This window comes from Streptomyces sp. NPDC006516 (assembly GCF_040611875.1).
GTDB lineage: Bacteria > Actinomycetota > Actinomycetes > Streptomycetales > Streptomycetaceae > Streptomyces.
The window spans coordinates 42,633-55,880 of record NZ_JBEXPD010000009.1; the positions used below are offsets into that span (position 1 = coordinate 42,633).

Annotated in this window: 14 protein-coding genes; 4 read left to right on the top strand and 10 right to left on the bottom strand. The window is 70.1% G+C overall.

The window, feature by feature from the left end; translation table 11 throughout:
- Positions 1-53: 53 nt before the first annotated feature.
- Entirely contained in the window at positions 54-431 is a 378-nt protein-coding gene (locus tag ABZY45_RS23210; RefSeq protein ID WP_356742579.1) for a tetratricopeptide repeat protein, read from the top strand.
- A gap of 210 nt (positions 432-641) precedes the next feature.
- On the opposite strand, the gene ABZY45_RS23215 is transcribed toward ABZY45_RS23210, so the two are convergent.
- The 4 genes from ABZY45_RS23215 to ABZY45_RS23230 form a co-directional block, all read right to left on the bottom strand.
- On the bottom strand, positions 642-1,346 hold the full coding sequence (locus ABZY45_RS23215; RefSeq protein ID WP_356742581.1) for a TetR/AcrR family transcriptional regulator: 705 nt from the start codon (positions 1,344-1,346) through the stop codon (positions 642-644).
- A 216-nt stretch (positions 1,347-1,562) separates the two neighbouring features.
- A complete protein-coding gene (locus ABZY45_RS23220; protein ID WP_356742582.1) occupies positions 1,563-2,312 on the bottom strand; it encodes an SDR family oxidoreductase in 750 nt (249 codons plus the stop codon).
- 292 nt (positions 2,313-2,604) lie between these two features.
- A complete protein-coding gene (locus ABZY45_RS23225; RefSeq protein WP_356742583.1) occupies positions 2,605-3,297 on the bottom strand; it encodes a 4'-phosphopantetheinyl transferase superfamily protein in 693 nt (230 codons plus the stop codon).
- The gene (locus tag ABZY45_RS23230) at positions 3,294-4,199 is read right to left on the bottom strand and encodes a metallophosphoesterase (protein WP_356742585.1); all 906 of its coding nucleotides are present in this window, start codon (positions 4,197-4,199) and stop codon (positions 3,294-3,296) included. Before ABZY45_RS23230 ends, ABZY45_RS23225 begins: the two co-directional genes overlap by 4 nt.
- Positions 4,200-4,354: 155 nt before the next feature.
- Between ABZY45_RS23230 and ABZY45_RS23235 the strand changes: the two genes are divergently transcribed.
- The 3 genes from ABZY45_RS23235 (at position 4,355) to ABZY45_RS23245 (ending at position 6,509) form a co-directional block, all read left to right on the top strand.
- Positions 4,355-5,242: an SDR family oxidoreductase gene (locus tag ABZY45_RS23235; RefSeq protein ID WP_356742586.1), complete on the top strand. Its 888-nt coding sequence runs from the start codon at positions 4,355-4,357 to the stop codon at positions 5,240-5,242.
- 189 nt (positions 5,243-5,431) lie between these two features.
- The gene (locus ABZY45_RS23240) at positions 5,432-5,803 is read left to right on the top strand and encodes a VOC family protein (RefSeq protein WP_356742587.1); all 372 of its coding nucleotides are present in this window, start codon (positions 5,432-5,434) and stop codon (positions 5,801-5,803) included.
- Positions 5,804-5,972: 169 nt separating this feature from the next.
- Positions 5,973-6,509 carry an isochorismatase family cysteine hydrolase gene (locus ABZY45_RS23245; RefSeq protein WP_356742588.1) on the top strand — a complete coding sequence of 179 codons (537 nt, stop codon included), beginning with the start codon at positions 5,973-5,975 and terminating at the stop codon, positions 6,507-6,509.
- A 155-nt stretch (positions 6,510-6,664) separates the two neighbouring features.
- Here ABZY45_RS23245 and ABZY45_RS23250 read toward each other — a convergent pair whose 3' ends face one another.
- From ABZY45_RS23250 to ABZY45_RS23275, 6 genes are all read right to left on the bottom strand, one after another.
- Positions 6,665-7,336 (bottom strand): sigma-70 family RNA polymerase sigma factor, encoded by a 672-nt coding sequence (locus ABZY45_RS23250; protein WP_356742952.1) that lies wholly within the window; start codon positions 7,334-7,336, stop codon positions 6,665-6,667.
- A 443-nt stretch (positions 7,337-7,779) separates the two neighbouring features.
- Positions 7,780-8,475 (bottom strand): hypothetical protein, encoded by a 696-nt coding sequence (locus ABZY45_RS23255; RefSeq protein ID WP_356742590.1) that lies wholly within the window; start codon positions 8,473-8,475, stop codon positions 7,780-7,782.
- Between the two features lie 205 nt (positions 8,476-8,680).
- The gene (locus ABZY45_RS23260; protein ID WP_356742591.1) at positions 8,681-10,093 is read right to left on the bottom strand and encodes a PepSY domain-containing protein; all 1,413 of its coding nucleotides are present in this window, start codon (positions 10,091-10,093) and stop codon (positions 8,681-8,683) included.
- Positions 10,094-10,570: 477 nt separating this feature from the next.
- Complete coding sequence (locus ABZY45_RS23265) at positions 10,571-11,413, bottom strand: hypothetical protein (protein ID WP_356742592.1); 843 nt, start codon at positions 11,411-11,413, stop codon at positions 10,571-10,573.
- 535 nt (positions 11,414-11,948) lie between these two features.
- Positions 11,949-12,383 carry a VOC family protein gene (locus ABZY45_RS23270; RefSeq protein WP_356742594.1) on the bottom strand — a complete coding sequence of 145 codons (435 nt, stop codon included), beginning with the start codon at positions 12,381-12,383 and terminating at the stop codon, positions 11,949-11,951.
- Positions 12,384-12,511: 128 nt separating this feature from the next.
- Positions 12,512-13,060, bottom strand: a complete 549-nt coding sequence (locus tag ABZY45_RS23275; protein ID WP_356742954.1) for a YciI family protein — start codon at positions 13,058-13,060, stop codon at positions 12,512-12,514.
- Positions 13,061-13,248 lie beyond the last annotated feature (188 nt).

The following is a 13,248-nucleotide window of genomic DNA, read 5'->3' on the forward strand; positions in this document are numbered from 1 at the left end:
TAACTACCTCACTGTGTTGACGGGTCCGTAAGCATTTCGGTGGAGGAGGAGAAGTGGACGAGAACTACTACGAGTTCGGTACGCCCGCCGACCGGTGGGACCGGGCGCAGCTGTTCTTCGAGGCCAAGGAGTACCTGACCGCGGCCAGGATCCTCGGCGGGCTCGTCCAGGAGGCCCCGGAGCAGGTGGCGCCGCGCCTCCTGCTGGCCCGCGCCTACTACCACTCGGCGCGACTGGGCAAGGCCGAAGCCGAACTGCGGGAGGTGCTGGAGCGCAACCCGGTCGAGGACTACGCGCGACTGATGCTCGGGCGCACCCTGGAGCGCCAGGGCCGGCACGCGGAAGCCGCCCCGCACCTGCGAATGGCCGACGCCATGGCCGGGGAGTTCGGGTCCGGATCTGCTTTGCAAAAGGGCAGGGTCCAGGACTGACAGGCCTCGGGATCCGGATCCCGGAGCAGGCCCACGCTTGGTCGGCCGAGCAGGGGCCCGCCCCGGCCAGAGGGGTGGCAGCTTGCTCACCCCCACAAAGCATCCTGAGGGAGATCGGGAACACGACGGGACAGGGGGCGGGGACCGCGTCGGCGAAGCGCTCGCCCAGCCGGAGCCGGCAGCAGCGCCCCTCCCCCGCCCCCCTTCCCGTCAGCCGGTGGTTCGCTCGGCGTTCGACACTCGGTCCAGCCATTCCGTCATGAGCGCCGATTCGGCCGTGCTGAGCCCGGTCCCCTGCGACCGGCGCATCAAGGCACTCAGGCGAGCGGCCGTGGAGGGCACGTCGGTCTCGACCGGCTTGCCCTCCCGCGCGTCCGGGGTGAAGACGGCCGCGTGCACAGCGTCGCGCACACGCGCCGACACCCCCGCATCCGGGAAGGTCGCGGGCCTGGACACCAGCATCAGGGCGACACCCGTCGTGGAGGACATGATCATCTGGGCTGCGAGCTCAGGAGCGATGCGCAGCTTCCCCAGAGCGGCCGCCCTCTCCAGGTCGCGGGTCAATATGCGGTGCGCTTCCAGCGCGGCAGCCGGTGGCGTCCGCATCGCGGGGGAGTTCATCAACCGGTAGAGGTTCGGGTTTCGGAGAGCGAACTCGATATGACTGTCCCAGCCATTGCGGAGATCCTCGACGGGATCCGTGGTGTCGCCCCGTTCGCGCTTGGTCGCCAGGTAGGCGTCGAAGCCCTGGTCGACGACCGCAGACAGCAGCCCCGCCTTGTCCCCGAAGTGGCGATAGAGGGCCGGCGCTCCGACCTGCGCCGCCTCACACACGGCTCGCGTGGAAATGTCCCCGTCGGGAGACTCCGCGACCAGCTGGGCCGCGACTTCGAGAATGCGCGCTCGTGTACTCACCGGAGGGACGCTACCAAGCGCTGCGCAGGCCCGAGCGGACGGCCGGAGGGGACGGGCGCAGCGACATAGCGGTGGCGCGGAGAAGCACAAGAGCTGCTGCACCGCTCGTCCGGTCCGTGGCCACGGCGGCGTCCGGCATCGCCACACCCCTCGCGCCGCGATCCTCTGGCCGAGCCCTCCCGCCGGTCAGTGAACTGGTGCACCCGGACTCCCTCGTCAGGCGATGCCGCCGTTGGCGCGCAGCACCTGGCCGTTGACCCAGCGGGCCGGGCCGGCGAGAAAGGAAACGACCTCAGCTATGTCCTGGGGGGTTCCGAGCCGCTCGAGAGGAGGCTGCGCGGCCATTGCGGCGATGGTCTCCTCGTCCTTGCCGTCCAGGAACAACGCCGTGGCGGTCGGCCCGGGCGCCACCGCGTTGACCGTGATGTCGCGCCCCCTCAGCTCACGGGCCAGGATCAGGGTCATCGCCTCGACGGCCCCCTTGGTCGCGGCATAGGCGCTGTAGCCGGGCAGGGCCAACGCCAGCACGGAGCTGGAGAAGTTGATGATCGCGCCCCCGCCACGAAGACGGCGTGCCGCCTGCTGGCCGACGACGAAGGTGCCGCGGATGTTGGTGCGGTGCATTCGGTCGAGGACGTCCAGATCAAGGTCGACCAGCGGGGCGAGCGCCATCACGCCTGCGGCGTGGACGACCACATCGACGCCCCCGAAAGCCTCCTCCGCAGCGTCGAAAAGAGCGGCAACCGCCCTTTCGTCGGCAACGTCGGCCTGATGCGCCAAGGCGGCGCCTCCGGCAGAGACGACGGCCGCCACCGCCGCGTCGGCCTCGTCCTTGCTGCCCGCGTAGTTGACCACGACCGCGAAACCGTCCGCCGCCAGCCGTTCGACGCTTTCACGGCCGATGCCTCGCGATCCCCCGGTGACGACGGCGACCCTGCGGGCGGTGGTGGTGTGCTGCTCGGTCATGAGGATGCTCCTGCGACAGAGAGATTGCCCCGGTTCCATGAACCCTTTCGACAACAACGCTAACACCATGGCGTTATCGTCGCTACCCCCGAAAGGAGTAACGTCGCTATCTCTTGCCGCCCGGGGCGGGAGCGTCGCTGCTCCTTGGCAGGCCCGCCACAGGACAGATCACTGAGACGCGACGGAGCGCACCGGCCGGCGCATCGCACCGCCCGCCGCCCCGAGCGTCAGCGTTCGTCACCCCCTCCCGCTGCCGCTGCCGCCGGGCCGCGACCGCTCGTCCGCGACCGCGTCACACACCCGAATCCGCGGGCAGCACGATCGCGGTCACCGCGAAGCCGCCGTCGACGAGCCACTTGCCCGTGTACGACGTCGGCATCCCTGGCGCCGTGCGCAGCAGTTCGGCCGTGAACGTGCCTTCGGTCGCGGTGTCCGGGTGCGCGTGGAGGGTGCCCGGCTGCCCGTGGAAGGTGATGTCCGCCTCGGAGAAGTCGAGTTCGGTCCGGGTGAGCGGATACCACGTCTTGAAGACGCTCTCCTTGGCACTGAACAGAAGCCGTCCCCAGTGGACCGCGCGATTCGCCGGGCCCGTGGGTATTCGCTTCCGTTCCGAAGGCAGGGATATCACTTCCCAGACATCGGGCGGCAGCGGTGCGTTCGGCTCGGCGTCGATGCCGATCGCTCGTACCTCCGAGTCCCTGGCCAGCACCGCCGCGCGATATCCGTCGCAGTGCGTCATGCTGCCGACGGTCCCTGCGGGCCAGAGCGGCATGCCGCGCAGGCCGCGCAGCACAGGCGCCGGTGGCAGGCCGAGCGTGGCCATGGCCCGTCTCGCGCAGGCGCGCACCGCCGCGAACTCGTGTCTGCGGCGATCCACACTCGTGGCGATCAGTAGTTCCTCCTCCGGATAGAGGCTGCCGGCCGGAGCGTCCACGTCGTAGGTGTCCGCGCTCGCGACGTACTCGGGGACAAGGCGCTCGATCACGCGCGTTCGCTCCCCTCGGACGAGGTCTGCTCACCGTCGTACGGGAGGATCTGCCTCATCAGACCGCGCGGGTGCCCTCGTTTCCGCCACTCTCTGGGGTAGCCGATCGAGACCTCTTCGAATCGCACACCGTCATGCCAGGTCGTACGGGGGATGTGCAGATGGCCGTAGACGACCGTCGCGACGTTGAACCGGGTGTGCCAGTCGGCGGTCAGCTCCGTGCCGCACCACTGGGCGAACTCCGGGTACCACATGACGGAGGTGGGTTCGCGCAGGAGGGGCCAGTGCCCGGCGATGACGAGGGGCACGTCGGGGTCGTGCGCGGCCAGCCGCTGTTCGGTGAGTGCCACTCGTTCCCTGCACCAGTCGTCCCGGGTCGGATAGGGGTCGGGGTGCAGCAGATACTCATCGGTACAGACGACGCCCGCTTCATGGGCCTTGGCCAGAGATTCTTCCTTGGTGGCCGTTCCGGGCGCCCTGAAGGTGTAGTCGTACAGGAGGAACACGGCTGCCACGGCCACGGGACCGTCCGGCCCCGGCCACAGCGGGTACGGGTCCTCGGGTGTGGTCACGCCGAGCTCGCGGCACACCGCAACGAGGTGCTCGTACCGCGCCCGCCCGCGTAGTTGGAGCGGATCCCTGTCCACGGTCCACAGTTCGTGGTTCCCGGGGGTCCACACCACCTTGGCGAAGCGCCCCGCCAGCAGTTCCAGGGTTGCTTCCACCTCTGCGGCCTGTTCCGCCACGTCCCCCGCGACGATGAGCCAGTCCTCGTCGGAAGTCGGATGCAGCCGGTCGGCGATCGGCCGGTTGTCGGCGATACCGACGTGGAGATCGCTCACCGCGAGAAGCCGGCCGCCCCCCTTCGCCGCGTGCGGAACGGCGCCAGTCTCAAGACTCATTGTTCGAATTTACAGTCTTCGCCGTGCGGTACGGGGCTCGCCGCTCGACATGCTCGATGTTCGTCCGCCCAGGATGATTGACCGAGCGCCTCCGGGGCACGCGGCGGCACATGTCCCCCACGGCCGTGGCCCGCGACCGAGACAAGGAGAGAGCGATGCCTGACACCGGACAGCCGCAGGATCCGACCGAGGCCCATCCGCAGCCCGAATTCCCCCAGCAGGAGCAACAGCACCCAGGCTGGACGGGCCCCATGGATCCGCCCCCGGACCACGGCGAGGACTCGTACGAGGGCCATGGCCTTCTGCTCGACCGCAAGGCGGTCGTCACCGGCGGCGACTCCGGCATCGGCCGGGCCGTGGCGCTGGCCTTCGCCCGCGAAGGGGCGGACGTCCTGCTGACGTATCTGCCCGACGAGAAGGGCGAGGCGCAGGAGACCTGCCGTCTCGTCGAACAGGCCGGTCGCAGGGCGGTCCCCGTGGTCTGCGACATCCGGGACGAGAAGCAGTGCCGCGAGCTGATCAAGACGGCGGTGTCGGAGTTCGGCCGGATCGATGTGCTGGTGAACAACGCCGCCTACCAGATGTCCCAGCCCGAGGGCATCTCCGCCATCTCGACCGAGCAGTTCGACCGAGTGGTGCGCACCAACCTCTACGGGATGTTCTGGCTGTGCAAGGCAGCCCTGCCGCACATCCCGGCCGGCGGCTCGATCATCAACACCACGTCCGTCCAGGCGTTCAAGCCCAGCCCTCACCTCCTGGACTACGCCATGACGAAGGGGGCCATCGTCACCTTCACGCAGGGGCTCGCCCAGATGCTGGCCTCCGAGGGGATTCGTGTGAACGCGGTCGCGCCCGGGCCGGTATGGACCCCGCTGATCCCCGCGACCATGCCCGACACCACGGAATTCGGGAAGCAGAGCCCGCTGGGCCGCCCCGCGCAGCCGGCCGAGATGGCTCCCGCCTACGTCTTCCTCGCCTCGGCGAACGCGTCCTTCATCACCGGCGAGATCATGAACGCCACCGGCGGCACGCCGCTGCCCTGATGTGCATGCGCCGGGTGCCTCAGGGAAGGCGTCGCGCATGCGCGCAGATCACCTTGAGGCGCCCGCCCTCGGTGCCTCGGCAGCCCACGCCGGACAGGCCCCGACCGTCCGAGTCCGCATGGAGGACGGACGCCCCTGACCCGCGGCCGGGCGGAACGGAACGCCCCGCAGCCGACGAAAGGTTCGGACATGCCCATCGCCACGTACTCCCTCGTCGCTCTCGACTGCCCCGACCCCGACGCGCTCGCGGCGTTCTACCAGGCTGTTCTGGGCGGCGAAGTCACGGTCTACAACGAGGACTGGTACGACCTGCACGCACCGGGCGGAGTGCGCATCGCCTTCCAGCGGGCCACGGACCACCGGCCACCGGAGTGGCCCCGTGGCGACAGCAACTCCCAGCAGGCGCATCTGGACTTCGACGTCACGGACATCGACCGCGCCCAGGAGCAGGTGCTGGCACTCGGGGCCACTCCACTGGACCTCGACGACGAGGGCGGAAAGCGTGGTTTCCGGGTGTACGCCGACCCGGCGGGGCACCCGTTCTGCCTGTGCCGCGACTGACGTACGGGTGCCCCGGCGACGTACTGCGCCGCCGCTGCGGTTCGATGCCGCCGAGCGCTCGGGACCCCGTGCGCGGGCTTCGGCGCTTCGTGCGGCTCGAGAACCGGCAGCGACTTCACGACACCATGACTTCACGACGCCATGCACGATGCGGTGAGAACATGTGGATATGAGCCGAAGCGCACTGATTGTCATCGACATGCTCAACACGTACGACCATCCCGACGCCGAGCACCTCATCCCCTCCGTGCGTGCGGCTCTCCCCAACGTCGTGGAACTCATCCGACGGGCGAGGGAGGGCGGCGTCCCCGTCATCTATGTGAACGACAATTTCGGGGAGTGGCGGTCCCACCACGGTGAGATCATCGAGACGACGTTGTCGGGTCCGCATCGCGAACTGGTCGAGCCGGTGCTGCCCGACGAGAACTCACTGTTCGTCATCAAGGCCAGGCACTCGATCTTCTACGAGACACCGCTCACCTATCTCCTTTCACAACTGGATGTGGAACGCGTGGTGCTCTGCGGTCAGGTCACCGAGCAGTGCGTCCTCTATTCCGCCCTCGACGCGCATATCCGACACCTCCAGGTGACCGTTCCCGATGACGCCGTGGCACACATCCACGAGGACCTGGCAGTGGCCGCTCTGCGCATGATGGAACGCAACATGGGCGCGACGGTGGGGAACGCCAAGGCCGTCGAGCTCTGAGCAGCGACAGCCTCCGCGTTCGCCATCCCTCTGTTGCCCCGACACCCCGCCTGCAGGGGGACCGCCGCCGGGTCCCGTCTCCCGCCGACGTCGGAACTCGTCCACCCGACACTCCCCACGTGCCGGCGAAGCGGTCTCGCCCGGCGGTGGCGGTCTCACCCGGCGGGAGGCGGCGCCGCTCCGGCAACCGCCTGGCCGCCACGCAGCCGCCTCCAGTCAGCCGGACCGCGCACCGCGACGACGGCCGCGGTCGCAGGACCCGCTTCGGCGTTCCTCAGCAGCGACGTCAACGAGGTGCGCGCCCTCGCGACCCGTGAACGTACGGTTCCGACCGGGCAGCCTATTGCTTCTGCCGCATCGGCGTAGGGCAGGCCGAGGAGCTGGGTGAGCACGAAGGCTTCACGTCGCTCGGCCGGGATCACCGCCAGGAGTTCGGCAAGGGCGACTCCCTCCTCGAACCCCGGCAGGTCGTACGGCTGACTCCGCTCGGCCGCGCTCTGCCAGTCGGAGCGATCGGCGAGCCTGGGCCGGGCGGCGGCGTGGCGGAGGCTGTCCGCGACGGTGCGGCGCGCGATGGAAAGCAGCCACGTGCGGGCCGAGGACCTGCCCTCGAAGGCGGGGAGGCTCGTGAGCGCCCGGAGGAACACGTCCTGGGTGAGGTCGTCGGCCGCTTGTGGATCGGCGCTGAGGTGGGCGACGTAGCGTCTGACGTCCCGGTGGAGCGCGCGCACGAAACGCTCAGCTTTCGCGGGGTCCCCGTCCCGTGCCGCCAACGCGAGCCGGGTCGCCACCGCATCGGAGGCGTCCGTGTGCCAGGTGGGCCTCAGCGATTCGCCGTCCGGTGAGCACGGGCCCGGTGAGTACTGAACCGAGGGGTGCTGGGCCGACGGGTGAGGGACAGCTGGGCGCGCTTCTGCCGGGTGTTCGGCGCGTGAGTGACCGGTGTCCCCATGCTCCGGGTGCGCATGCGCGGTGGGCGAGTGAGCGGCGGGTGCTCGCATGAGGTGGATGTGCTCGGCGGACGGATGGTCGGGGCTCGGGTGGTCGGCGTGTGCACCTTCGGCAGGCCAACGCTCGGTGCGGGAGAAGTCGGCATCTGGATGCTCGGAAAGTACGTACTGGGCATGGGACATCGCAACGAAGTCCTTACGGCACAGGAGATCCGGCTGCGCGCGTGGCGGGGCCGGTGACGGGAGCGGCCTGCCGGACGGCAGCGCCGAAGCCCGGGGCGCCGCGGATCCTCTGCGCACGCCTCGGGGAACCAAGCCGTCTATGCGACAGCTGTCCCCGTGGGTGGCCCGCGCGAGGTGATGCTGTGCACGAGCAGGAGCCGTGCCGGTGCCGGGACCGTGCGGGGACACCGGACGCGCCGGCGAGGCCGTTGCGGGGGCGCCGACAGAGCGAGAAGGAGCTGGAGCGGAGTCCAGAGCCGCATCGCGAAGGATCGCAGGACTCGAAAGGCGGCCCGCTCCCCGTACGCGAGCCACAGGCCGCACAGCACGGCGGCCAGCAGGTGCGCCACGAACATCCCCGTCGAGGAGGTCAGGAGGGACTCGGGGACGCCGTGTACAGCCGGTACCGCTCCCCCGGCCGCGTCGGCCGTCATGCCGTGCATGGCGTGGAGGCCGTGGCCGCTCGCCTCGAAGCCGGGAGGGGGCTGGTGAATCAGCCCGCCCAGGCCCGCGTGCGTGACGACGTCGGCTGCCTCCCGCTCGGAGAGCACGGATGAGCCCTCGCCGCACAGCAGCCGTTCCGCCCACTGGCGGGCGTAGGAGACCGTCTGTGGTGAAGGCCGGGCGGGAGACGGGGCGAGAGCGAACACGGTGTGCAGCGCCGTCTGTGCCACCACGGCCGCCGACGTGACGGCGAACAGGCCCCGCTCACGTCCCGCGAGCGCCCAGGCTGCCGCAGCCGTGCCTGCGAGTGCGAGGCATATCGCCCATCCGGCTACCGCTGTTCCCGACATGAGGACATGGCCCGTGGCAGCGAGCAGCACACAGACGACTGCGAACACCGCAGCCCGTACAGCTCGTGAACACCGGCCTGGTCCCATGGCGGCCCCATACTCGCACCCACGGACGTCGCGGCGCAGGAGTGCCTCCCGAACGTCGCGGGACGCCGGGGAGTTCGGACCGTACCCCGCGGTTCCGGCACGGTCCGAAGGGGCGCCGTCAGTCGGCGGAAGCGTACGTACGCCTCCCCCGCCGGTAGGCGATCTCACCCAGCGCGATGTCCACGGCCAGGAAGGCGGCCAGGGGAATGCCGAGCAGCGGCACGAAGTACCCCAGGGCTGCGATCGCCGCGAGCAGGGGAACCAGGATGTGGGGCGGGACCTTCTGCCAGGTGCCGCGCGGCATCGGGCGGCCGAAAGCCGATCCCCGCCCTCGCTGCCACCACATCCGGTAGCCCAGCACGATCAGCAGCATCAGCCCGGCGGTGAGCGCGGCGAGCACGATCTGGTTGACGAGTCCGAAGAGCGCGCCGGTATGGGCGTCGATGCCCCAGCGGGTCAGTTTGGCGAGCAACGGGAAGTCGGCGAACCGCACCACGTCGATGACTTCACCGCTGGACGGATCGATGGCGACGGCGTCCTGCTTCTCGGGCCAGCTCCGCTGGATCTGCCGCACGACGTACGCGGACGATGCGTCGGCCGGGGGCACGATCTCCACCGGGTTCGACAGTCGTTCGGCGCGGGCGGCCTCCAGCACCGCGTCGAGCCCGACGCCCTCGTCCGGCGTCTCACCCGTTCCGCCCGCCGGCGTGTGGCCGGCGTGTTCACCCCCGGACGCGAGACCGGCCGCGACCGCCGGAGTCGTCTGGCCGATGGCCTCGCGCAGATCCGACACGCTCTGCCCGGCGTACGTCGACCACGTCAGACCGGTCGCCGACAGGAAGAAGAGGCCGATCGCCGCCCATACGCCCACTGCGCCGTGCAACGAGAGCGTGCGCCGCCGGCCCTGCGTGCCCCGCAGCTTCCTGCGGGCCCTGCGCCGACCGAACCAGAGCACGAGGCCGCCGCCGGCTATCACCCACAGCCAGCTCGCGGCGAGTTCGCTGTACAGCCGTCCGGTCTGGCCCAGGTGCAGATCGCGGTGGAGCTCGTCGATCCAGGTGCGCAGAGGGAGGGCGCCGCTGGAGCCGTACTGCTCCAGGCTCCCGGTGAGCTCAGCGGTGTACGGGTCGACGAACACAGCCAGGGTGTGGTCGGGATTCACCCCGGGCACTCCGGACAGCAGCACGCGCGTCGTCGCTCCGTCCTCCGGCGACGGGCGCACCGCGCTGATGCTCCCCTCCGGGTGTGCCTCCCGGGCAGCCGCCACCTGACGCGAGATCGGCAGCTCGTTCTTCCCGACAGGAACCCGCAGTTCGTCCGCGTACACGATCTTCTCGGCCTGGTACGAGCCGGCGTAGAGGAGGCCCGTCGCCGCGGCGACCAGGATGAAGGGCGCGATGAGCACCCCGGCGTAGAAGTGCAGCCGCAGCACCAGCGGCCGGAGCCATGCCCGGCCTGGCGCGGCCGGTGGCGGGGGTTGCCGCGACTCCTGCCCGTCGGGCGAAGGTCGTACGGCCGGCTCGACGGACATGACTGCTCTCCTCACGGGCGGAAACGGGACGGGCAGACCGTGGTCAGCCGGTCCAGTAGTCGGCTCGGAGGGCGCGCTGGTTCCCGGCAGTTCACTACCCTCGTTCCAGGAACCGAAATACACCGAAACTGCCACACGGAAGTTCGGGGTCATTCGGAGGTTCCCCGTGACCCGATCGCCGTTTCAACCGCGAGGAGGCGTTCTCACTTCGTCACCGCAGCCCGGTGGGGGCGGAAGAAGTCGCGCGGTTCCTCGGCATGGAGTTCCGGCTCCTCGACGGCCGCGAAGCGACCACCGCGCGCTGCGCGGACCCGTACGTGGGCGAAGTGGATGCCCTGGCCGCCCAGCGGAATCCGGAAAAGGGGAAGCCGGGCGAGCGCCGCCCCCTGCGCCGGCCACCGGAACGCACATCACACCGGACACCGGCGTGTGACGCGAACCGCTCACCGTCGCGGCCCTCGCGTCACACGTCGGCGGCTACTTGCGGGGCGCCTGGTAAAGACCGCGGCCCGCACGGTGCGCGCGCGATGTGGCCACGAGCCTGTCCAGCGTGCCGCGCACGGTGTTGATGCTGCCCGCGGTGAGTTCACGGCCGAGCGCCTCCGTGACGTCCCTGGCGCGCAGGGCCTTGCCGCCCGAGGCTGCCACGATCTCCATGACCTGCTCCGTGAGGCTTCCGCCCTCCGGCACCGCGGGAGCGGACGCCGTCGCGGACGACGCCTTCTGCGCACGGGCGGGCTTCACGGCCTTCGCGGCCTTCGCGGCCTTTGCCGGCTTCACGGGCTTGGCGGACTTGGCGGTCTGACCGGACTTGGCGGACCTGGCGGTTCCGGCGGGCTTGGCCGTTCCGGCGGGCTTGGCGTTTGCTTTCTTCGCCGGCTGCTCTCCCTGCTCCACCGGTGAGGTTTCCGGCGTGCTGGGCCTGACGGAGCTCTTGCGAGCACTTCCGCGGCCGGTTGCGGCCCCGTCCTTCGTCGCGGCCGATTCCGAAGTGCCCTTCGTCGCGGCCGTCACCGAAGTGACCTTGGCCTCGGACGGCTCCGCGGGTGCGGTGGCCGTCGCTTCTTCGACGGCTGCGGACACCGCGGGCTGCGGCTCCGCCTTGTCGGCGGGTCGCGGCGCGGTCCCGTTCAGGACCGGCGGCACGGCGGAGAGGGCCTGCAGCGCGGTCAGCGCGGAGCGAACCGAGCTCAGGCGTGCGGTGACCGACGCGAGGTCCTTCTCCAGCGCCTGCTGTTGCTCCTCCAGTCGCGGAAGTTCCGCCTGCAGCAGAGCGGTTGTGGCCTCCACACCGCCAGGAGTGCTCTCGGGAACCGTCATGTTGTCGCCTTTCGTATGCAACTCGGCTGAATAGACTATTGCACTTAAGGCTAAGGGGTGTTGTGTTTCCGTTGGAATCGGGGGCTGAAGGGTCTCGGAACCGGACGGGAGGCGATTCCGTTTCCGGACACACCACGAACCCGCCGAGGGAGGTCGTGCACCAGTCCCCCAGGCACTCGGCAACGGAGGCGTGCAGGGGCTCAAGGCGTACGGCTGTCCGGAGAATACGGCGGTGGACCACGCGCCTGCGGAGATTCCGGGAGTTCGCCATGGCATGTCGCGGGCGCCAGGCGATGTCGCCGACTACCGTGCACGGGCTGCGACTTGAGTGCGTCGCGGGGGCAGTCGACACCGGCGGGACGACCAGGCCCGGCGCGACCGCTCGCAAGCGGCTGCGCCGGGCGAAAGCCCCTCGGACCATTTCGGACCGCCTCGGTCCGGGCCGGGCGTCCGGGCGCCTGCGGATCAGCAGGCCGCCGGACGATCGGGCCGGCGCGTCACCGGGCCGGCGGAGCAGGGTTTTATGTGCGGTCACTCAGTCGAGACAGAACTCGTTGCCCTCGACGTCCTGCATCCCGATGCAGGACTCGTTCTCGTCGTCCGCGAGCAGCAGCCGCTCGCGTACCGCGCCGAGCGCGACCAGCCGTGCGCATTCCGCCTCGAGTACGGCCAGACGTTCCTCGCCGACGAGCCCCGTGCCGACCCGCACGTCGAGATGCACCCGGTTCTTGACGACCTTGCCCTCGGGAACCCGCTGGAAGTACAGCCGAGGCCCCGCACCCGAGGGATCGACGCACGCGAAGGACGCACCCTGACGATCCGGCGGCAACGAGCGATCGTAATCGGCCCAGGAAGCAAACCCCTCCGGGGGCGGCGGTACGACGTACCCCAGCACCTCACACCAGAAGCGAGCGACGCGCTCGGGATCCGCGCAGTCGAAGGTGACCTGGACCTGCTTGATCGACGCCATCGGCCCATCGTAGAGCGGGGCCCGTGGCGTCACCACGGATTTCTTCCGCGCCGGGGTCCGCCCCGGCGGGCAGTCAATCAGTCAGCGGCGACGCGAGGATCCGTTCGCCGGTGGCGGACTCCCGGCCGTCACGAACGCCCGCCGAACTGCCAGTTGTGCACCTCGATACCGGCATACCGGTTCGGAGTCAGGACGGAGCGCGCCGCGTCCGGGCCCGGTGCCCGGACCAACGCCGCCGTGCCCAGCCAGGTGGCGCCGTCGTCGGACAGCAGTGGCCCGTAGGCGATCAGCTCGTCCCGGCAGGGCGGCACCGCGAGGTCGGCGGCCTGCCCTTCGCCCAGGCCGATCACCAGATAGCGCCGGCCGCCTTCCGGCCCGCCCGGAAAGTCCCACATGGTACGCCCCAGCGTGTTGCGCCATCGCCTCAGCAGCACGTCCCGGTAGACGCCGGCCTGGTAGTTCGGCTCGTCGAATGCGAACGCGCGGGCGGCGGCGGGGCTCGGCAGGTCGACGACGTGCACACTGCCGGTGGGGGTGTCGCCGTCGTCGGCAAGGGTCGGGCCCCGGGCGATCATCTCTTTCGCATATCGATCCATGTAGGACCAGTGCTCTTCCAGTAGCTCAGCGCGCAACGGCGCGGAGCCGGGCCTGTCGCGGTGGTAACAGAGGAACTCCATGCCCGAGGATCTCGCCCCGGAGGCTGACATGTCGAGCGGGTTCCGCTGCGGCGGCCATCGGTGGACCGACGCGGCGCAAGCGCCCGGACGACGATGGTGAAATCCGGCCGGCGCTGGGACTTGCAGGCTCGAAATGTCCCGTAAGCACCTGCTTAACCGTATGTCGCACAACACTCGATAGGCTCAGA